This window comes from Williamsia sp. CHRR-6 (assembly GCF_018474015.1).
GTDB lineage: Bacteria > Actinomycetota > Actinomycetes > Mycobacteriales > Mycobacteriaceae > Williamsia_A.
This window is the reverse complement of sequence record NZ_JAHCSG010000002.1, coordinates 469,655-489,257: the sequence shown is the minus strand read 5'-3', so window position 1 is coordinate 489,257 and position 19,603 is coordinate 469,655. Positions and strand designations below refer to the sequence as shown.

Here is a 19,603-nt window from a genome sequence, read left to right as displayed (position 1 = left end):
GGTCACCGGGTGCCCGCCGAGTAGGCGTCCACGCTGCGCACCACCAGCTGTTCGACGGCGGTAGAGATGACCTCGGGTTGCTCCAGCAGGACCAGGTGCCCGCAGTCGGGTACGCCCACCAGCTCACTGTCAGCAAGTCCGGCGTTGAGGTCCACCGAGTTCTGCAGCGGCGTCACCATGTCCTCGTATCCGCAGGCCACCACCGTGGGGATACCCGAGAGCACCGGCAGCGCCGCGGTCTCGTCGTGGCTCTCCAACGACCGCAGGAAGTTGACGATGGTGTCGATCGGGGTGTGTTGGATCATCGCGGTCACGAACGCGCTCATCGCCGGAGAGTGGAACTTCGACCCGAAACTGGCCGCGGTCAGCACCGGTGAGAGCACCGAGCGGGTCACCCCACGCCCGGCCTGCACCGTCCTGGGGGCTTGGCGAACCGCCAGGCGGAACGCGTCGATCAGCGGGTTCTGCAGCCCCTTGCCCAGGCCGGCCTCGGTGATGCCGCGGGCTGCGGTGGCAATGAGCCCAACCCCGATCACCTTGTCTCCGAACAGCATCGGCTCCCGAGTGGCCAGGCTCATGATCGCCATCGCCCCCATCGAATGACCCACCAGCACCACCGGGGCCTCGGGGGCGACCACCCGCAGCACAGTGGCGATGTCGGCGCCTAGTTGGGCGATGGTGGCGGTGTGCGCCGGCGCCGGACCCGACCGGCCGTGACCGCGGTGATCCAGGAACACCAGGCGCACCCGATCACCGAGCGCCTCGACCAGGTCGATGCGTTGGAAGTGCCAGCTGGCCATGCTGAGGCTGAAGCCATGCGAGAACAGCAGCGTCACCGGGGCGTCGGCCGGTCCGATCTCTCGGATCGCCAGGGGCACACCATCATCGGCGGTGACGATGCTGGCCCGGTCGTGGTACACCGCCTCGAAGTCTTCGGTGCCGAACCGATCTCCGGTCTTCGGTGTGCGCCGGGCGAGGTTACGAGCCACTCCGCCGGCGGCCACCGCCCCGAGCGCGGCGAACCCGGCCACCCCGGCCAGGATCCCCAGATGTGGGCGGCGTGCCGATGGGCTCATCGCGTCTGTTCCCCTTCACTGACGGTCTCCGTTGCGCGACCCGGCACCTCACCCACGTAGCGGCGAACGGTGCGGCCCCGTATCCCGGTGATGATCTCGTAGTCGATGGTGCCGATCAGATCGGCCCAGGTGCGGGCGGTCGGTGCGGAATCGTGTCCCACCCCGAACAACTCGGCGCGATCACCCTCATGCACGTCGGAGTCGAGACCTACGTCGACGACCATCTGGTCCATACATATCCGGCCCACGCCAGGGTAGCGACGACCCCCGATGCTCACCTCGATCCGATTGGACAACAGCCGGGGTACCCCGTCGGCGTACCCGGCGGGCAGCAACGCCAGTCGGGTGTCGCGATCGGCGGTCCAGGTGTGCCCATAGGACACGCCCTGCCCAGCGCAGACCCGTTTGACCGAAGAGACCTCGGCGCTCAGGGTCATGGCCGGGATCAGACCGTGGTCATGCGGCAGCGGTGAGAACCCGTAGAGGGCGATGCCGGCGCGCACCAGGTCGCGGGCCAGGTCCGGACGCGCAAGTGCAGCAGCTGAATTGGCGATGTGCACCAGCTCTGGGGTCACCCCGGCGCGCGCCAGGTCGGCCACGCACGCGTCGAGCCGAGCGGCCTGCAGATCGTTGAGCGGATGGTCGGGCTCGTCGCCCCGCGCGAGGTGACACATCATGGCGCGCAACCGGATCGAGCCGTGCGCCACTGCGGTGACCAGCTCGCCGCGCAGGGCGTCCCACTCGGCCGGGGCAACGCCGTTGCGGGACAGCCCGGTGTCGACCTTGACGCTCACCACGGCCGGCACCGACAGCGCGCAGGCCGCGGCCAGCACCTGCTGCAATTGTCGGACCGATGACACGGCGATGTCGACGCCGGCGGCCACCGCCGGGACGAAATCGGTGCTCGGCGTGTGCAACCACGCGGTGACCGGGGTGTCGATTCCCGCCGCCCGCAGCGACAACGCCTCGGCGACGGTGGCGACACCGAGATCGGTTGCGCCCGCGGCGATCGCCGCCTGCGCGACCGGCACCGCACCGTGCCCGTAGCCGTCGGCCTTGACCACCGCCATCACCGCCGACCCGGCGCGGTCGGCGACGACGCCGACGTTATGGGCGATGGCGGAGAGGTCGATGGTCGCCTCGAGCGGGGCTGGGGTCATGGCAATCGAGATTGTCCCACCGCGGGGCCGATGGCCTCGGGGGCGACCCCGATTCGGATGGCGCCGATGGCCCCACGCACCGCAGCCAGCAGATCCGATGCACCGATCGGAGCGCCCGCCGCCGCCAGCGCCGCCGCCCGGGCGTGCACGCGGGCGGCGGCTGCCCCGGCCGACGGCGCGTCGATCCCGGCCGCGAGCAGGGCCCCGGCGAGCCCGGAGAGCACATCACCGGCGCCGGCCGTGGCGGCCCAGGACGATTCGGCGTCGTTGACCACGGTGGGGCCGCGCGGATGGGCGATCACGGTGATGCGGCCCTTGAGCAGCACGGTGGCGCCGAGGTCGGCGGCGAGTTCTTCGACGGCGGTCACTCGGTCGGCGGGTACCGGGGCGCCGGTCAACCGAGCGAACTCCCCGGCATGCGGGGTGAGCAGGGTGGGTGCGGTGCGCTCACGCACCCAGTCCAGGTGTGCAGCCAGCACGGTGATGGCGTCGGCATCGACGAGGACCGGTACGTCGTCGGCCAACACCCGCGCCAGGGTGGCGGCGGCGGTGGCATCGGTACCCGCTCCCGGACCGATCACCCAGGCCTGTACCCGACCCACCGACTCCAGATCCGGGGCCACCACCACCTCCGGGTGCGCCGAGACGACCTGTGCAGCTGCCGAACCCACGTATCGCACCATCCCCGAGGTGGCTGCGACCGCGGCCCCGACGCACAGAATCGCAGCGCCGGGATAGCGATCCGATCCGGCGATCACCCCGAGGACACCCTGGGTGTACTTGTCGTCGCCAGGGCCCGGCACCGGCCACAACACCCCCACCTCTGGATCGCTGAATGTGACCAGATCCGCTGTCGGACAGGTGATCCCGATGTCGACCACCTCTACCCGACCGCAGACCGGTGCGGCCAGCACATGCGCGCGGCGGCGCACCCCGAAGGTGACCGTGACCGCCGCACGTACCGACGGGTCGTGCACCACCCCGGTGTCGGCGTCCACCCCCGAGGGCAGGTCGACGGCGACGATCGGGGCGCTCACCTCGGCGAACACCGCAGCCACCCGGGGCCGGAGTGGCCCGCGACCGCCCAGACCGACCACCGCGTCGATCACCAGGTCGCATCCATCCGGTAGCCGCGTACACAGCCGACCCCCGCAGCGGGTGAAAGCGGTTGCAGCGCCGCGGTGTACCCGTTCTGGATCGATGAGCAGCGCATGCACCTGCACGCCGCGTCGGGCCAGTCGGGCTCCGGCGTAGAGCGCGTCGGCGCCGTTGTCGCCGGTGCCCACGACCAGCCCCACCTGCGAGCCGTAGACGCGGCCGCACCGTCGGCGCAGCTCGGCGAGCACCACCGTCGCCAACCCGGTACTGGCCCGCCGCATCAGCACGCCGTCGGTCAACAGACGTCCGGTCGCGGCCTCGGCCGCCCGGATGTCGTCGGCTCGGTGATGGCCGATCACGGCTACTCGACCGTCACCGACTTGGCCAGGTTTCGCGGCTTGTCCACGTCGTAGCCGCGCGCCTGCGCCACCTCGGCGGCGAACACCTGCAGCGGCACCGTGGAGACCAACGGCTGCAGCAGGGTCGTGGTCTGCGGGATCTCGATCAGGTGGTCGGCAAAGTCGCGCACCGCCAGATCACCCTTCTCGGCGATGACGATGGTGCGCGCGCCCCGCGCTTGGATCTCGCGGATGTTGCTGACCATCTTCGAATGCAGCAGGGGACGTCCGGTCGCCGAAGGCATCACGATGATGACCGGCAGATCGTCCTCGATGAGCGCGATGGGCCCGTGCTTGAGCTCGCCAGCGGCAAACCCTTCGGCGTGCATGTAGGCCAGCTCTTTGAGCTTGAGTGCACCCTCCAGCGCCACCGGGTAACCCACGTGGCGTCCGATGAACAGCACCGTCGGCTTGTCGGCCAGCGAACGGGCAAGCGCGCGAACGGGTTCCACGGTTCTCAGCACCTCCTCCACAGCGGCTGGCATGCGTTCGAGCTCGGCAAACTCACGCGCCACCTCGTCGGGGTACTTGGTGCCACGGGCCTGCGCCAACGCCAGACCGACCAGGTAGGCCGCCGCGATCTGCGCCAGGAAGCACTTGGTGGAAGCCACACCGATCTCGGGACCGGCGTGGGTGTAGAGCACCGCATCGGACTCGCGGGGGATCTGGGCGCCGTTGGTGTTGCAGATGGCCAACACGCGCGCCTTCTGTTCCTTGGCGTGGCGCACCGCCTCGAGGGTGTCGGCGGTCTCCCCGGACTGCGAGATGGCCACCACGAGGGTGGACCGGTCGAGCACCGGGTCGCGGTAGCGGAACTCACTGGCCAACTCCACCTCGACGGGCAGTCGCGTCCAGTGCTCGATGGCGTACTTGGCCAGCATCCCAGCGTGATACGCAGTGCCACAGGCGATCACGAACACCTTGTCCACGTCGCGCAGATCCTGATCGGTGATGCGCTGCTCGTCGAGCACGATCCGGCCGTCCTGCAGGTGACCGGCCAGGGTGGCGGCCAGCGCCTGCGGCTGCTCGGCGATCTCCTTGAGCATGAAGTAGTCGTGGCCGCCCTTCTCGGCCGCCGCGAGGTCCCAGTCGATGTGAAAGGGGGTGCCGGTGCGTGGGGTGCCGTCGAAGTCGGTGATCGTGTACGAATCGGCGGTGATCACCACCACCTGGTCGTGTCCGAGTTCCACTGCCTCCCTGGTGTGTTCGATGAACGCGGCCACATCGGAACCGACGAACATCTCACCCTGGCCCACCCCTACCACCAACGGTGTGGACCGGCGGGCGGCAACGATGGTCCCCGGGTGATCGGAGTGGGTGAACACCAGCGTGAACGCCCCCTCGAGTCGGGCGAGGACGGCGTAGGCGCTGGCCACGAAGTCACCAGCGTGCGCCCCGGCGGTGTATTCCAGGTCGAGCAGATGAACAGCGGTCTCGGTGTCGGTGTCCGACCCGAACTCCACCCCGGCGGCCTCCACCTCGGCGCGCAACGCCGCATAGTTCTCGATGATGCCGTTGTGCACCACCGCGAACTTGCCGTCACGGCTGACGTGCGGGTGGGCGTTGCGATCGGTGGGACGACCGTGGGTGGCCCACCGCGTGTGCCCGATACCGGTGGTACCGACGAATCCCGAGCGCCCCAGCGCCGCGAGCTGCTTGTCCAGGTTCTCCAGCCGACCGGCCTTCTTCTCCACCGCGGTGCCGCCGTGACCATCGAGAATGGCCACCCCGGCCGAGTCGTAACCCCGGTACTCCATCCGCCGCAGCGCCTCGACGACGATCTCCAGGGCGTCGCGGCCCCCCACGTATCCGACGATTCCGCACATTCGGATCAGGGTACTGTGCGCGCCCACCCTGCCGCCCTCGGTGCAGATCCCTGCCGGTGTCATAGGCTCGTGGGCGTGACCTCGGTGAAGAAGCTCTACAAGCGGCTGTCGCGGCGTGGACCGCATCGTGTGTTGCGCGGCGACATGGCGATAGTGGGCCTGCCCGGCGTGGTGTACACCCCCGAGTCAGGCACGAACCTGCCCGCGGTGGCCTTCGGACACGGCTGGCTGACCACGTCCAAGCAGTACACCGACACCCTCGAGCACCTGGCGTCGTGGGGCATCGTGGTGGGTGTCCCCGACACCGAGCGCGGACCATTGGGTTCGGACCGCTCGCTGGCCGCCGATCTCGAGACCACGCTGCAGATCCTGTCGTCGGTGCGCCTGGGTTCCGGTGCCATCACCGTGCACACCGAGCGGCTCGGACTGGTCGGCCACGGTCTGGGCGCCTCGGCCGCGGTGCTCGCCGCCGGCGACTCCCCCCGCGCCAAGGTCCTGGCCGCGCTGTATCCCTCGCCCACCAGCAAGGCCGTCGAACCCGCAGCCCGCCGCAGCCGGCTGCCCGCGCTGGTGCTGGCGGCCGGTGACGATCTGGACGGGTTCACCTCCAACGCCCTGACCGTGCGCACCACCCTCGGCGGCGATGCGGTGACGCTACGCAGCGTGCCCAAGGCCGGTCGACGCGGGCTGGTGGAGGGCTTCTCGGTGCGGAAGTATCTCGGCGACGGATCGGCTGACAAGCGCACTCAGCGCGACACCCGCGCCATCCTGACCGGGTTCCTGCTCGCCCACCTCACCGACGACAAGACCTACCGCGGCTTCGCCGATCCCGACGAACAGATCGGTTCGGCGACCGTCATCGACCCCGACAGCCTCGAGGCCGACGACCGCGACCAGATCACCAAGCTGCTCCGCAAGTAGGCTCGGCTCACCGCCGGTCGTCGTCGGTCTCGTCGTCTTCGTCGGGGTCGAGATCGTCGGGATCGGCCGGTGGCGCGGGCACCCAGGCGTCGGCGGCGGCGGTCAGCGCGGTGCGGTAGGACTCCAGATCAGCTGTCATCGCCCGAGTCACCCGCTCGGCGAGCAGTTCGATCTGATCAGCCCCGTTCATCAATCACCAGCCCGGTTCAACGGTCACCCGCAAGGGCCAACCCACCGGGTTCGCCCGCGTCGGGATACCCACGCGGAGTGGGGGTGTGGACGTCGGCCCGCTCGCCGATGAACTCACGAGAATCGGGCTCGACCGAATCCTGCCCCGACGACTCCTGACCCTCTGAATTCGGCCCCGACGAGTCCTCCGCAGGGGTGTTCTGCCCCGATGAGTTCTGCGGCGGTGGCGGGGATTGCGCCGGCGGGGCCCCCGACACCGGATCGGTGGCGAGGTTCAGCTTCGGCGAATGTGGCTGCGCCCCAGACGAAGCAGCAGGCTCAGTGGGGCTGGCCGGCGGGTCATGCTGGGCTCGCGGGTCGTGCGGGGTGTGCGGGTCGTGCTGGGCTCGCGGGTCATGCTTGATAGTCGAGTCGTGCGGGGCTGCGGTGTCGGCGGGGCCGCCGTCGTGGGCCACGGGGTGTCCGAGTACACCGAGCGGCCCCGTGTGGTCCCCGGTCGAGTCGGGGTGCAACACCATGTTCAGCATCGATCCCACCGCGTCGGTCACCGACCCCACCGCGGCCGGGATGGCAGCGCTCGCGGTGCTCAGCACCTGTCCGATCGCAGCCAGCGGATCGGCGGCCGCGCGCGTGACGCCGGGCGAACTCGCGGATGTCGCTTGTTCCTCCGCGCGTCGCTGCGGGCCGCGGGGTGTCGCCGGCGTCGATCCGGCACCGGCTTGGGCGACCGGCCGGGGTCGCGGTGGCGTGACCGCAGCCATCGGCGCCGGTCGATGCCATCTGACCTGCGGATAGCGGGGGATCGTCACCTGGGCCAGAGTGTCGTTCAGGGTGGTCAACATCGGGCGGATGGCGTCATGAGACCGGGTGGTGGCCCCACGGAACAGGGCGAGCTTGGCGGCGATCTCACGGGCCGTCGCGACCGAATTGCGTTGCGCATCAGCGGCGCTCAGCGTCGCCAGGGACTGGCCCAGCAGAGTCGTCGAGGGTATCGCCACCAGGTTCTGGTACTTGGTCTGCAAAATGCCGACCATCGCGTGCAGCATCGACTCGGCCGCACGTTGGGCGGTCCGGATCTGCTCGACGGAGACGGTGGCGGCACCGATGTGGGTGTCGATGGCAGCGCTCGCGGCGGTGGCCGACCGTCCGGTCCAGGCCGTGGTCATCGCGACGCCCCGCGAACGCAGGTCGGCAATCGCCTGATCTGCAGCGTCGCCGGCGCGCGCCAACTCGTGAGCGTCAGCGGCCAACGCGGCTAGGTCTACCCCTTCGGATCGGTCGAAGTCGGTGGTCAACTCGGTTGCCGTGGGAATGTCGACCCCGACCAGCAACGCGATGGGCCGCAACTGGTCGAAGTAGCCGATGACCGCCCGCGCCTGGGTGCGTAGCGCGGCGAATCGGGGGTCGGTGGTGGGGTCGGTGATCACCGCTGGGTTCCCGCCACCCGGATCTCGCCGCCGACGGCGTCGTCGGTGTGCTCGATCTCAGCCGCCGCCGCGCGGACACCCGCGGCGACACCGCGCATCGAGCTGATCATGGCGTCGAGCGCAGCGACCACCTCCGCCATCTCGGCCAGATACCTACGGCCCTGGTCATTCAGGTCGGCGGGCACCGCATCCGGGCCGAAGCGGGGTGACCGGAGCGCGGCGCGAGCGGCGTCGAGCCGGGTGGCGGAGGCATCGACAGCGTCGGCGACCGCGGCGACCGCGCCACGGTCGATCCGCATCTGCTCGCCCATCCGGCCTCCTCTGACCGCCACGCCGTCTCCTCTCACCGCCGCGCCTGCGATGTCGGGCGTGGCGATGTTAGGACGTCGATCCGGCCGATCTGGTTCCACCTGACATCTGTCAGACTAGTCCGGCGCAGGCGGGTGTCACCGCCCGACGGCTCCGACGACCTCGGCGATCCGTCCGGCGATCTCCTGGGCGTGATCGGCGGTGCCCGCCTCGACCATGACCCGCACCAACTGTTCGGTTCCCGAGGGCCGCAGCAGGACTCGACCAGCATCGCCGAGCTCGGACTCGGCCGCCACCACGGCGTCGCGGACCGACGGCGCGGTGGCCACCGAGTGTTTGTCGGCGACGGCAACGTTGATCAGCACCTGCGGCAGCACGGTCAGCACCGAGGCCAACTGGGCCAACGACTGCCCGGTGGCGGCCATCCGCGCCATCAGCGCCAGCCCGGTCAAGACTCCGTCGCCGGTGGTGGCGAAGTCGGGCAACACCACATGCCCCGACTGTTCGCCACCGATCGAGAATCCGCCGGATCGCAACTCCTCCAACACATACCGATCCCCCACGGCGGTGGTGCGCACCTGCACACCGGCAGCACGCATGGCCAGGTGCAGACCCAGGTTGCTCATCACCGTGGCCACCAGGGTGTCCTCGCGTAGGGTGCCCGCATCCCTCATGGCCAGCGCCAACACCGCCAGGATGGCGTCACCGTCGACCAGGGTGCCGGTGTGATCGACGGCCAGGCAGCGATCAGCGTCACCGTCATGGGCCAAACCCAGATCCGCTCCGTGTTCGACGACCGCCTTGGCCACCACGTCGATGTGAGTCGACCCGCAACCATCGTTGATGTTCACCCCGTCGGGTTCGGCGTTGATGGCGATCACGGTGGCCCCGGCCTCCCGGTAGGCGTGCGGCCCGACGACACTGGCGGCGCCGTGCGCGCAGTCGACCACCACGGTCAACCCGGCCAGCGAGGTGGGTACGGCAGAGGCAAGGTGCGCAAGGTAGGGATCGGCGGCGTTCGGGACGTCGGTGATCCGGCCGATGCCCGCGCCGGTCGGCCCCGCCTGAGGCGCGGCCATCGCTGCTTCGATGCGTTCTTCGACGTCGTCGGGCAGCTTGTGCCCACCTGCGGCGAACAGCTTGATCCCGTTGTCGGGCATCGGATTGTGGGAGGCGGAGATCATCACACCGAAGTCGGCGTCATGGACCCCGGTCAGGAAAGCCACTGCGGGCGTGGGCAACACACCTACTCGGATCGCGTCGACACCGGCGGCGGCGAGGCCCGCACACACCGCCGCCTCGAGCATCTCCCCCGAAGCGCGTGGGTCGCGTCCGATCACCGAGCGGGGTCGGCGTCCGGGAGAGCCGACGGCCAACACACGTGCCGCCGCGGCCGCCAGCGACACCGCCACCTCCGGCGTCAGGTCCGAATTCGCCAGTCCCCGAACACCATCGGTACCGAACAGTCGTGTCATGAGGTCCCCTCAGAAAACAAACGAGCAGGTGCTCACGGCGTTGTTCTCGCCAGAGCACCTGCTCGTCGCGTGGTTCACAAACGAGATGTCTGCGTGGGACGCAGCGTCAGCGCTTGGAGTACTGCGAGGCCTTGCGGGCCTTCTTGAGTCCGTACTTCTTACGCTCCACCGCACGCGGGTCGCGGGTGAGGAAGCCGGCCTTCTTCAGGGCCGGACGATCATCCGGGGCCACCTCGATGAGGGCGCGGGCGATGGCCAGGCGCAGCGCACCGGCCTGACCCGACGGTCCACCACCGACCAGTTTGGCGTGGATGTCGAAGGACTCGACGCGCTCGACGGTCACCAGCGGAGCCTTGATCAGCTGCTGGTGCACCTTGTTCGGGAAGTACGCCTCCAGGGTGCGACCGTTGAGGGTGAACTGGCCGCTACCCGGCGCCAGCCGCACCCGCACGACCGCCTCTTTCCGACGGCCGACGGTCTGCACCGGGCGGTCGAGGACGATGGGGGCGGCAGCCGCGGCCGGGGCCTCGCTGACCTCGGTGCCGGTGGCCTCGTCCACGACGTAGTCGTCGCTGGCGACCTCGACCTCGGGGGCCTCGACCTCAGGGGCCTCGGCGGCGGTGTTGTCGACGGATTCGGTCACTGGGACACCTGCTTGATCTCGTAGGGGGTGGGACGCTGGGCGGCGTGCGGGTGCTCGGGGCCTGCGTAGACCTTCAGCTTGCCGAACATCGCCCGACCCAACTTGGTCTTGGGGAGCATGCCGTTGACGGCCTTCTCGATGACCCGCTCGGGGTGGGTCTCGAGCAGCTGCGCAGTGGTGCGCGAGGACAGACCACCCGGGTGACCCGAGTGCCGGTAGTTGAGCTTGGTCTGGGCCTTGTTGCCGGCCAGTGCGACCTTCTCGGCGTTGATGATGACGACGAAGTCGCCACCATCCATGTGGGGGGCGTAGGTCGGCTTGTGCTTGCCGCGCAGCAGATTCGCGGTCTGCACGGCGAGCCGGCCGAGCACCACGTCGGTGGCGTCGATGACGTGCCACGCATGCGTGATGTCACCGGCCTTCGGGGTGTAGGTGGACACAGGTGTTCCGTTCCGTCGATGTGGAGCTGGTCGGATGCGGCGGCGGGGACCTTCCCGGCGACCAGTGGGGACCCGGGACCCGGATTACCCGGCCGGACGATCGCGAACGCGACCGCACCAGCGGGTGCCGTGCACCAGCGGTCCAGAGTACGTGGCACCAAATGGGGAGTCAAAACGCAGCTACCAGCACCGTTGGGGCGCTAGGCGTCAGTTCAACGGGGCGATCTGCACCGTTGCGACGGCCTTTTCGCACTCGGCGTCGATCTGCTGTCCCCCGCTGCCCGGCTGGCAGCCCACAGACACCTGCAGCGCGGCGCCGACCACCACGTACCAGCGGATGGGGGCGCCGGACCCAGGTGTCTCGCGGTAGCTGATCACCGTCCGCCCGGCGAAGGTGGTGCTCGGGGAGAACTCGGTGGCCGCGGTGGAGGCGCTTTGCGCGATGCGGTTGCTGATGCTGGTGGCCACCGAGGCCAACGTCGAGTCGAGGCGCACCGCGAACTGCCGCACGATCAGGCGCCGGTCGTCTCCACGGGCGGCCACCGTGGCGAACGGGATGGCGCCCTTGGCGTCGGCGGCGTCCTTGGTCACCGTCCACGTCGCGGGCACCTCCAGCGTGGCGCGGCCCAGCGCGACGCTGGTGTAGGCGGCCGGCGCCGAGGTGGGTCCGCCGGCCCGGCTCGGTGTCTGCTCACCACGCCACGGCGCGGCCACCACCACCGCGATCACCAGCGCCACCACCAAGGCCGCTGCCACCACCCCGCCGACCACGGCGGTGCGGCGGGAGGCCTCGGGGGCTCGTCGGCCCGGATACGGCGCCACCTCGGTGACCGGGGGCTCCAACACTCGACCACCGAAGCGGTGCAACAGAACTCGCTCGGCGGCCAGCACTCGCCCGGTGGGTGTGTGGTCCTCGAACAGGTGGATCGCCGCGGATGCGCGGTCCCGCTCCTCGGCGTCGACGATGACCGCCTCGATGTCGTCGGAGATGAACCGCTCGACCGCGGCACCGTCGGTGTAGGCAAGGTACTGCGAGCTCTCGATCTGCCAGCCCTGGGCGCCGCGCGTCACGCGATGGCACTCGAACTGGGTGGGATGGCACTCGACGATCGCGCAGATCTGGGCCGAGGACTCCATGTGCGATTCGGCCAACAGCGCCGCCCGGGGCGCCAGCGAGATGTCGTGGACCCCGAATCGTGCGGCCGCGTCGGCCAACGCCTCGGTGAGCATCGGGACGTGGGCCTCCCAGGATGCGGGGTGGGCCAACACCAGCGCCGGTGCGCGACCGGCCGCATCGGGCATCGGCGGCCGCCCGGTGGCCAGGATCTCGCCCAGCGCCATGGCCCAGGCTTCGCGGTTGGGTCGGCGCACGCCCGAGACCAACACCGAACCGTCGGCGATGGCGTCGACGAGCCCACTGACCCGCAGGCCCGGCTTGCCTGCCATCTCCAGGCGGGAGAACGCGATGTCGATGACGGCGGCGCGACGTCGGAACAACGGCGCCCCGCGCGCCGCAGGACTGAACGTGGGTGCGGTCACCGTGGAGTACGCGGCGTCGAGGCGTCAGCCGGTGACGCGGGCGGGCCGCAACTCACGGGGCAGCGCGAAGGTGAGCGTCTCGTTGGCGGTGGTCACGGTCTCCACGGTGTCGAATCCGTTCTCGGCCAACAGGTCCAACACTCCACGCACCAGGACCTCGGGCACAGATGCGCCCGAGGTGACGCCGACGGTGCTCACCCCGTCGAGCCAGGCCAGGTCGACCTCGCGCGCGTAGTCGACCAAGTGCGACGCCGACGCCCCAGCCTGCAGCGCCACCTCCACCAGCCGCACCGAGTTCGACGAGTTGCGGGAACCGACCACGATCACCAGGTCGCATTCGGGCGCCATCGCCTTGACCGCGACCTGACGGTTCTGGGTCGCGTAGCAGATGTCGTCGCTGGGTGGATCTTGCAGCAGCGGGAACCGTTCCCGCAGCTTGGTGACCGTCTCCATCGTCTCGTCGACCGAGAGGGTGGTCTGCGACAGCCAGATCACCTTCGACTCGTCGCGCACGCTGACGCTGTCCACCGACTCGGGGCCGTCGACGAGCTGGATGTGCTCGGGTGCCTCGCCGGCGGTCCCCTCCACCTCCTCGTGGCCCTCGTGACCGATCAGCAGGATGTCGTAGTCGTCGCGCGCAAAACGCTTGGCCTCCTGATGCACCTTGGTGACCAGCGGGCAGGTGGCGTCGATGGTCCGCAGGTTGCGTTGCGCCGCACCCTCATGCACCGCCGGTGACACGCCGTGCGCGGAGAACACCACCAGCGCACCCTCAGGCACCTCGTCGGTCTCGTCGACGAACACCACACCCTGCTCGGTGAGGGTTTCCACCACGTGACGGTTGTGCACGATCTCCTTGCGGACGTACACCGGTGCACCGTGTTTCGCCAGGGCGGCCTCGACGGTCTCGATGGCGCGGTCGACGCCCGCGCAGTAGCCTCGCGGTTCGGCCAGCAGCACTCTCTTGGCAGTCATACCTCACAGACTACGGCGTGTGCAGGCCCATTTGTGGTCAGCGCATGCGCGATGAGGCACAGTTGTCACATGATCCGCCCACCGTTTGCCGCGCGCGTCGTGACCGGCCTCATCGTCACGGCCATCGAGGAGACCCGCAAGCTGCCGCACACCGCGGTCACGCTGCCGATGACCGCCGTCAGCGAGGCCCTGCAGGTGGCCATGCGCCTGCAGCAGGGCATCGCCGAACTGGCGATCAAGGGCGACCAGACCCTGGAGCTGATCTTTCATCGCCCCGAGGAGCAGCCCGAGTGGGCGGTGTTCGACGAGGACGACGATCTCTACGAGGAGGACGACGACGTTCCGGCCGCCCCCAAGGTGGCCAGCCCACCGGCTGCAGCGGCGGCTCCCGCGACGACCACGGCCGTCGCTGCGGCCGCACCGACACCCGATCTGGACGACGACGACCCAGAGGCGAGACCGCTGAGCGAGGCGGCAACCGCCGCCGCGAAAGGGCGCTTCGCGCTGTACAGCTCGGCCCCCGAGACGGTGTTGCGCTCGGAGGTGGAGGCCTCCCCCAGCGCACCGGCACCCGATGCCCCCGAGATCGTCGAGTACCTCGACTACGACGCGTTGACGCTGGCCCAGCTGCGGGCCAAGATCCGCACCGTCGAGCTGGCCGACCTCGAGGCGCTGGCCGAGTACGAGCGAACCCACCGCGGTCGCGCGCCGTTCCAGACCATGCTGGAGAACCGGATCACCGCCGCGTCGTCGAAGTGACCGGTTCGATCGCGAAGTCCTCACCGGAGGCGCCGTGGCCGGTGCGCACGCTCAACACCAAGATCGGCGACTGGGTGCACCGGTTGGGCGAGGTGTGGGTGGAGGGCCAGATCACCCAGATCAGTCGGCGCCCCGGCACCAAGACCGCCTTCCTGCAGTTGCGTGATCCCGCGGCCGACATCTCCATCACCGTCACCTGCGGCCCGCAGGTCCTCGACCGCAGCGAGGTGCCGCTCACCGAGGGCATCCGAGTGGTGATGGCCGGGCGGCCCAGCTTCTACACGGGACGCGCCACCATTTCGTTGCGGGTCACCGAGATCCGGCCGATCGGCATCGGCGAGCTGTTGGCGCGGCTCGAGCGGTTGCGGCGACTACTGGCGGCCGAAGGCATGTTCGATGCAGCGTTGAAACGACGACTTCCGTTTCTGCCCGGTGGTGTCGGACTGATCACCGGACGCGCGAGTGCCGCCGAACGCGACGTGGTGTCGGTGGCCACCGCGCGCTGGCCGGCGGTACGAATGGTGGTGCGCAACACCCCCGTTCAGGGACCGACTGCGGTGCCCGCGATTCTCGAGGCGCTTGCCGAGCTGGACGCCGACCCCGCGGTGTCGGTGATCATCATCGCCCGGGGTGGGGGCAGCGTGGAGGATCTGCTGCCCTTCTCCGACGAGACGCTGTGTCGGGCGGTGTCGCGGATGAGCACCCCGGTGGTCTCGGCGATCGGTCATGAACCCGATCACCCGATCCTCGACCTGGTGGCCGACCTGCGTGCCGCCACGCCCACCGACGCCGCGAAGAAGGTGGTGCCCGACGTGCCCGCCGAGCTGGCGCTGCTGGCCGAGTTGCGTTCGAGAAGTGCTGGGGCCCTGCGCAACTGGGTGGGTCGCGAGCGACACGGCCTGGCTGCGTTGCGCGGGCGGTCGGTGTTGGCCGATCCACATAGGATGATCGACGCATTCGCCGCAGCGGTGCAGCGCGACCGCCACGAGTTGCGTCGGGAGATCGCGCGTTACGTGGGCCATGAGGAACAGCGGGTGGAGAACCTCGCCAGCCGGTTGGCCACCCTGGGTCCGGCGCAGACACTGGCCCGCGGGTATGCGGTGGTGCAGCGGGTGTACGGTGACGAGCCCCCGGTGGTGGTCACCTCGACCAAGGAGATGCCGATCGGGTCGGAGCTGCGGGTGCGGGTGGCCGATGGCGCGATGCGCGCGGCTGTGATGGGCACCGACAAGAAGGCAGGGGAGACAGGGTTATGACGCCGGGCCGCGACAGCAGCGATCAGCAGGAGACGCCGGTGGCCGAGTTGGGCTACGAGCAGGCCCGCGACGAGTTGATCGGCGTGGTGCGCACTTTGGAGCACGGCGGCCTGGATCTCGATGCGTCACTGAATCTCTGGGAACGCGGAGAAGCACTGGCGCGACGGTGCGAGGAGCACCTCGAAGGCGCCCGCGCCCGCATCGAGACCGCCCTTGGCGACGCCGACGGCGACGACGAGAACTGATCACCGCTCCCGGGGTGTCTGGCTCAGCTCTATCCCTGTGCCCTCGCCCTCCCTTCACCGTTTTGGCAAAAGCGCTTTCTTCGGCGTGTCGTGGAGCGGTTTCTGAGTATTGTTCATCCATGACCTCTGCTCTACCCCTTCATGTGTTCATCGCAACTCCGGGCGATTTGGGCAACGAGCGCGCTGTCGTCCGGAGTGTCATATCCCAGCACAACGCGTTGCAATCGACAGAGGCCAGTTGCTTCAAGTTGGTCGGTTGGGAGAGCGTTCGGGCAACCGCACAGCGCCCACAGGAGGCGATAAACGAACTAATCGGCGAGTGCCACTTCATGTTGGTGTTGTTCAGGAAGTCCTGGGGAAGCGAACCGGGAAGCCCGTGGGGCTATACCTCCGGCACCGAGGAAGAACTCTTCACAGGGCTCCTGCAGTTGGGGCAGGACCATAGGTTGTTGCGTGACATCTGGGTCGCGTTCATCGACGAACCGGAGCGTGACCCAAAGATCACGCAGCTCCAAGATCAGATGAAAAAGACGCACTCGTTAATGTACGAGACCATCCAGGACACCGCAGCACTCAAGTGCAAACTGTCAGACCGGCTTGGCGGCTGGGTGTCACACGTCGGATCGAAGGTGGCACGACATGTCGATCTCATCCCTTCTTCCGGGCGGGACTTGCTCCAAGCATCCAGGTGTCTTCGCGACGGTGAGAAGCTGATCGAGCTAGGGCAGCTCGAAGCTGGCCGTGGTCAACTTCGTAGGGCATCAGAGCACGGTGGGCCACCTGAGCAACTTGCGTACGCCAAGTGCCTCGAGCACGCGGGCGAATTGGACGCCGCACAAGGCGAAGTCCAGAAGGTTATCGACTATTTTGCGGCCAATCCAGGCACGCTACACACGCCCGCAGCAGCCAACGCGTTCGCAGCGCTTGCTGGGATCTCGCGCCGGAGGGGAGCGAAATTCGAAGCAATAAGTCAGCTTGAGCATGCCTTGACTCTGGTGAGCGGGGACGACCGGTATTCGTCTACTGTCCGATGCCGCATTTCCGACGAACTCGGGCTCGCGCATCAAAAGGTTGAAGAACTGGATGCCGCAGCCGAACAATTCGAGGCGTCGCGAGCTGAGCGCGACCAACTAGGTGACGAGCAAGGAAGATGTCAATCGCTTGTTAACTTAGCCCGCGTACACGTCGCGCGCGGCGATCTCGATTCGGCTCAGAAATGCGCTGATGACGCCCTGCTTGGTCTCAATGGCTTCCCGTCGACCGCGCTTCATGCGAACGCGGAAATACTCCGCGCTCAGATCCTGCTGCGGCTCGGCCGCGCCAGCGAGGCGCTCATTGGCACCGAGAGGGCGTGCGTCATCAACCAACAAATAGGAAACCGCAGGGGCCAGGCTATCTCGCATCTGGTATCTGGGCAGTGCCACAAAGCGGCCGGAGGATTAGATCATGCGATGGAGGAATTCAAGGAAGCGTTAAGGATTAACGAGGATATAGGGGACGAAAAGGGTATGAAGATATGCGAATGGCAAATTAAAAACATAAACCAATAGCCTGTCAGGCCCCTTGTTTGTCGTTCGAAACTATGCGGCCATGTGCGTCTACCTGAGTAAAGGTCTTCGCTGGCCAACAGAAGATGGTTAAGCGACCAGTCGGAGAGCCACAGTCTGTGTCTAGATGTGCAAAGGTGCTCGTAACTAACGGCAGTGGCCCGACTGGAACGTGCGCAGCGATCCTAAAGCGCATGTCGGTGCCACCTGCGGGGCTGTGTGAGGCAATGACACCCGATGTTTCGTAGGTGTCCTCCATGCTACGGAGGAAGCGGAGGTGTGTCGCAGGCAAATGAACACGGAGGTCCGCGAGCACGTCAGCGCCGACACGCCCACCGACATACGATCGGATCGTTCTGGCGCCGCCCATCTTTAGAAAGGCGGTGAGATCCCCTGTTTCGAGGGCGGTGAGCATCTCCGCTTCATGATTGCCACGCAGAACAGTGGCGCGACCAGAACCCACGAGATGTAATAGCCGTTCGAGTACAGCACAGGAATCGTATCCCTTATTAAGGTAGTCACCCAGGAAGACGATATGTTCGATCATCGGGTCGTCCGCTATGGCTCGAATAGCACCGTCTAGTGCAGCCAGATTTCCGTGGACATCGCCGACGAATGCTGTTTGTCTAGAACTCACAGAAGAATCTTTCCAATCTCTGCGTAGTCGTCTCCGCGCCCCACAACACCCAGCGCCATGAAAGCAATCGAAAGCAGATCGCCTGGATTCTCCCATTCGTTCACGATCAAAGCCTCGAGAGATCCGTGACGATTCGAGGGGACCGCATGTCCGAAATACGTTTCGAGACGCCCGACACAGGCATGGTAGTCCCGAACTGAGGCCTGCTCGTGGTGGCGCGATGCCAGGAGGCCAACGAGTGCGGGATCCCGATGCCGCTGCGCAAGTTCACGCACCGAGAAGCACGGCGAGTCCACCGAGATCGCCTGTGCGTACAAGGTGCTCCGAAGCAAATAGCGCGCCTCTCGCAGGAGTCCTGGGAGGTATTTGGGTAGATCCGGGTGCGGCGACCCGAACACCTCGGACATCACCTCCACGCGCGCAAATAGCCGCGCAGTATCAACTTCTCCCATAGCCGCCACGGTCGCAGAAAGTTCACCCGATCGGTCCACGAGGATCTTGGCGTCGCGCCTCAAATGCGCCCCGAACAGAGTGCCGATCCCCGTCGCGAGCTGATCCCTCGTGTAGAAGCTGAGACTGACAGCGCCACTTGACACGGATGGGCGCGGCTTTTCGACCAACGCGAGGAGGTCGAGGTCCGAATCGAGTACGGCATCGCCTCGCGCTCGACTGCCATACGCCAGGAGCCCCTCCACATCCCTTCCGAGTTGCGGCAATTCCGAAGCGATGGTTCTGGGCACACCGAGACTCACGAGTTCTTCGATTGCATCCGCTCGATCAACAGGTCCACCCAGCATCTCGATCCGCCGCCCCTCCCGGCCCAATCACATCTCTAGTCGGCCCTTAGGGCCGTGGGACGTACTCCGAAAGACCCGATTGAGTGTCCAGCGGTCGTTTCGAGCTGTCGCCAACAGTGTATGATACGGCTTGTTCTACGTTTCCATCACAATTACCACAATAAGGTATCAGCACATTATGACGGTGGCTTATGTGGACTTTGGCTACCCGTTTCTCATCCGCCTGGTGCCATAGAAATCCGCTACCGCGTCTAGCCGCTGGGGCGCGGCAGCGAGTTCGCCTTGACGACCGGGGCCGCTGCAGCGGCGGCGGCCAGGGTTCGGAAATCGTCGTCACCGGCCCTGCCGGACAACCCGATTCGGACGTCACCGAAGTTGGCCACCCAGATCTGGCGCTTGCTGCCGTCGGAGTACTGCACCCATTGACGGCCGCCCACGTTCACGGTCCCCTTGCCCACCGCTTGATCGGTGCTCAGCAGTCCCACCAGCGAGTCCTCGGGGGCGTTGGTCTGCGAGTACTGAATGTAGACACCGTTGTTGGTGATGAAGCCGCTGTTGCTGACCACCGTGTTGTCAACGGGTTTACGGCTGCCCGAGTTCGGCTTCCACCCCGCGGGAATCTCGGGGAGCCGGATCGGGAAGCCGATGGTCGAGGCGTCGGCGGTGAGCCCGGCGCGGATGTCGTAGGCGGGTGTGCGGTCTTCGTCGGCCTTGCCGGACAAACCCACTGCGCAGTTGCCAGACACCGCCGCGATGATCACGCAGATCACCAGCAGCGGGATCAAGGACCAGATCATGTCTTTGTGATCGGTGAGAATGCGGGGTTTGGCAGCCACCCGTCCAGTATCCACCCTGCGCATGACAGGATGGTTCGCGATACCTGGTG

General features: G+C 67.6%; 20 protein-coding genes. 5 read left to right on the top strand and 15 right to left on the bottom strand.

Features of this window, described 5'->3' with window-relative positions:
* Positions 1-2 precede the first annotated feature (2 nt).
* Genes KIK15_RS08205 through glmS form a run of 4 tightly spaced genes read right to left on the bottom strand, consistent with a single transcriptional unit; the run spans position 3 to position 5,558 of the window.
* Complete coding sequence (locus KIK15_RS08205; protein ID WP_214243681.1) at positions 3-1,076, bottom strand: alpha/beta fold hydrolase; 1,074 nt, start codon at positions 1,074-1,076, stop codon at positions 3-5.
* On the bottom strand, positions 1,073-2,236 hold the full coding sequence (gene alr, locus KIK15_RS08200; protein ID WP_214243680.1) for an alanine racemase: 1,164 nt from the start codon (positions 2,234-2,236) through the stop codon (positions 1,073-1,075). The genes KIK15_RS08205 and alr overlap by 4 nt, the downstream gene beginning before the upstream one ends.
* Positions 2,233-3,693: an NAD(P)H-hydrate dehydratase gene (locus KIK15_RS08195; protein WP_307851792.1), complete on the bottom strand. Its 1,461-nt coding sequence runs from the start codon at positions 3,691-3,693 to the stop codon at positions 2,233-2,235. Before KIK15_RS08195 ends, alr begins: the two co-directional genes overlap by 4 nt.
* 2 nt (positions 3,694-3,695) lie before the next feature.
* Positions 3,696-5,558 (bottom strand): glutamine--fructose-6-phosphate transaminase (isomerizing), encoded by a 1,863-nt coding sequence (gene glmS / locus KIK15_RS08190; protein WP_214243679.1) that lies wholly within the window; start codon positions 5,556-5,558, stop codon positions 3,696-3,698.
* Between the two features lie 75 nt (positions 5,559-5,633).
* Between glmS and KIK15_RS08185 the strand changes: the two genes are divergently transcribed.
* Positions 5,634-6,479, top strand: coding sequence for a dienelactone hydrolase family protein (locus tag KIK15_RS08185; RefSeq protein ID WP_214243678.1), 846 nt, complete (start codon positions 5,634-5,636; stop codon positions 6,477-6,479).
* Between the two features lie 7 nt (positions 6,480-6,486).
* On the opposite strand, the gene KIK15_RS08180 is transcribed toward KIK15_RS08185, so the two are convergent.
* The 8 genes from KIK15_RS08180 to KIK15_RS08145 form a co-directional block, all read right to left on the bottom strand.
* Positions 6,487-6,669 (bottom strand): hypothetical protein, encoded by a 183-nt coding sequence (locus KIK15_RS08180; protein WP_214243677.1) that lies wholly within the window; start codon positions 6,667-6,669, stop codon positions 6,487-6,489.
* 16 nt (positions 6,670-6,685) lie between these two features.
* Entirely contained in the window at positions 6,686-8,095 is a 1,410-nt protein-coding gene (locus tag KIK15_RS08175; RefSeq protein ID WP_214243676.1) for a hypothetical protein, read from the bottom strand.
* The gene (locus KIK15_RS08170; protein WP_214243675.1) at positions 8,092-8,427 is read right to left on the bottom strand and encodes a hypothetical protein; all 336 of its coding nucleotides are present in this window, start codon (positions 8,425-8,427) and stop codon (positions 8,092-8,094) included. Before KIK15_RS08170 ends, KIK15_RS08175 begins: the two co-directional genes overlap by 4 nt.
* Before the next feature lie 114 nt (positions 8,428-8,541).
* Complete coding sequence (gene glmM, locus KIK15_RS08165; RefSeq protein ID WP_214243674.1) at positions 8,542-9,879, bottom strand: phosphoglucosamine mutase; 1,338 nt, start codon at positions 9,877-9,879, stop codon at positions 8,542-8,544.
* A gap of 106 nt (positions 9,880-9,985) precedes the next feature.
* Positions 9,986-10,522, bottom strand: coding sequence for a 30S ribosomal protein S9 (gene rpsI, locus KIK15_RS18340; protein ID WP_214243673.1), 537 nt, complete (start codon positions 10,520-10,522; stop codon positions 9,986-9,988).
* On the bottom strand, positions 10,519-10,962 hold the full coding sequence (gene rplM / locus KIK15_RS08155; RefSeq protein WP_214243672.1) for a 50S ribosomal protein L13: 444 nt from the start codon (positions 10,960-10,962) through the stop codon (positions 10,519-10,521). Before rplM ends, rpsI begins: the two co-directional genes overlap by 4 nt.
* Positions 10,963-11,169: 207 nt before the next feature.
* On the bottom strand, positions 11,170-12,501 hold the full coding sequence (locus tag KIK15_RS08150) for a type VII secretion-associated protein (RefSeq protein ID WP_214243671.1): 1,332 nt from the start codon (positions 12,499-12,501) through the stop codon (positions 11,170-11,172).
* A gap of 24 nt (positions 12,502-12,525) precedes the next feature.
* Complete coding sequence (locus KIK15_RS08145) at positions 12,526-13,476, bottom strand: 4-hydroxy-3-methylbut-2-enyl diphosphate reductase (protein WP_214243670.1); 951 nt, start codon at positions 13,474-13,476, stop codon at positions 12,526-12,528.
* A 69-nt stretch (positions 13,477-13,545) separates the two neighbouring features.
* On the opposite strand from KIK15_RS08145, the gene KIK15_RS08140 reads away from it, so the two are divergent.
* The 4 genes from KIK15_RS08140 to KIK15_RS08125 all read left to right on the top strand — a co-directional run bounded on the left by KIK15_RS08140 (position 13,546) and on the right by KIK15_RS08125 (position 17,286).
* Positions 13,546-14,235 (top strand): lipid droplet-associated protein, encoded by a 690-nt coding sequence (locus KIK15_RS08140; RefSeq protein ID WP_214243669.1) that lies wholly within the window; start codon positions 13,546-13,548, stop codon positions 14,233-14,235.
* The gene (gene xseA / locus KIK15_RS08135) at positions 14,232-15,491 is read left to right on the top strand and encodes an exodeoxyribonuclease VII large subunit (protein ID WP_214243668.1); all 1,260 of its coding nucleotides are present in this window, start codon (positions 14,232-14,234) and stop codon (positions 15,489-15,491) included. Before KIK15_RS08140 ends, xseA begins: the two co-directional genes overlap by 4 nt.
* Positions 15,488-15,736: an exodeoxyribonuclease VII small subunit gene (locus tag KIK15_RS08130; protein WP_214243667.1), complete on the top strand. Its 249-nt coding sequence runs from the start codon at positions 15,488-15,490 to the stop codon at positions 15,734-15,736. Before xseA ends, KIK15_RS08130 begins: the two co-directional genes overlap by 4 nt.
* Positions 15,737-15,855: 119 nt before the next feature.
* Complete coding sequence (locus KIK15_RS08125; protein ID WP_214243666.1) at positions 15,856-17,286, top strand: lipopolysaccharide assembly protein LapB; 1,431 nt, start codon at positions 15,856-15,858, stop codon at positions 17,284-17,286.
* 4 nt (positions 17,287-17,290) lie between these two features.
* On the opposite strand, the gene KIK15_RS08120 is transcribed toward KIK15_RS08125, so the two are convergent.
* The 3 genes from KIK15_RS08120 to KIK15_RS08110 all read right to left on the bottom strand — a co-directional run bounded on the left by KIK15_RS08120 (position 17,291) and on the right by KIK15_RS08110 (position 19,553).
* A complete protein-coding gene (locus KIK15_RS08120; RefSeq protein WP_214243665.1) occupies positions 17,291-18,016 on the bottom strand; it encodes a metallophosphoesterase in 726 nt (241 codons plus the stop codon).
* Positions 17,917-18,717: a nucleotidyltransferase domain-containing protein gene (locus tag KIK15_RS08115; protein ID WP_214243664.1), complete on the bottom strand. Its 801-nt coding sequence runs from the start codon at positions 18,715-18,717 to the stop codon at positions 17,917-17,919. Before KIK15_RS08115 ends, KIK15_RS08120 begins: the two co-directional genes overlap by 100 nt.
* Positions 18,718-18,968: 251 nt before the next feature.
* Positions 18,969-19,553, bottom strand: coding sequence for a DUF4245 domain-containing protein (locus KIK15_RS08110; RefSeq protein ID WP_214243663.1), 585 nt, complete (start codon positions 19,551-19,553; stop codon positions 18,969-18,971).
* Between the last annotated feature and the right edge of the window lie 50 nt (positions 19,554-19,603).

Excerpts from the sequence above, each read along its gene's own strand:
- KIK15_RS08205 (WP_214243681.1), bottom strand. The coding sequence starts at position 1,076 with ATGAGCCCATCGGCACGCCGCCCACATCTGGGGATCCTGGCCGGGGTG.
- alr (WP_214243680.1), bottom strand. The coding sequence starts at position 2,236 with ATGACCCCAGCCCCGCTCGAGGCGACCATCGACCTCTCCGCCATCGCC.
- glmS (WP_214243679.1), bottom strand. The coding sequence starts at position 5,558 with ATGTGCGGAATCGTCGGATACGTGGGGGGCCGCGACGCCCTGGAGATC.
- KIK15_RS08180 (WP_214243677.1), bottom strand. The coding sequence starts at position 6,669 with ATGAACGGGGCTGATCAGATCGAACTGCTCGCCGAGCGGGTGACTCGG.
- glmM (WP_214243674.1), bottom strand. The coding sequence starts at position 9,879 with ATGACACGACTGTTCGGTACCGATGGTGTTCGGGGACTGGCGAATTCG.
- KIK15_RS08145 (WP_214243670.1), bottom strand. The coding sequence starts at position 13,476 with ATGACTGCCAAGAGAGTGCTGCTGGCCGAACCGCGAGGCTACTGCGCG.
- KIK15_RS08140 (WP_214243669.1), top strand. The coding sequence starts at position 13,546 with ATGATCCGCCCACCGTTTGCCGCGCGCGTCGTGACCGGCCTCATCGTC.
- KIK15_RS08130 (WP_214243667.1), top strand. The coding sequence starts at position 15,488 with ATGACGCCGGGCCGCGACAGCAGCGATCAGCAGGAGACGCCGGTGGCC.
- KIK15_RS08125 (WP_214243666.1), top strand. The coding sequence starts at position 15,856 with ATGACCTCTGCTCTACCCCTTCATGTGTTCATCGCAACTCCGGGCGAT.
- KIK15_RS08120 (WP_214243665.1), bottom strand. The coding sequence starts at position 18,016 with ATGGGAGAATCCAGGCGATCTGCTTTCGATTGCTTTCATGGCGCTGGG.
- KIK15_RS08115 (WP_214243664.1), bottom strand. The coding sequence starts at position 18,717 with ATGCTGGGTGGACCTGTTGATCGAGCGGATGCAATCGAAGAACTCGTG.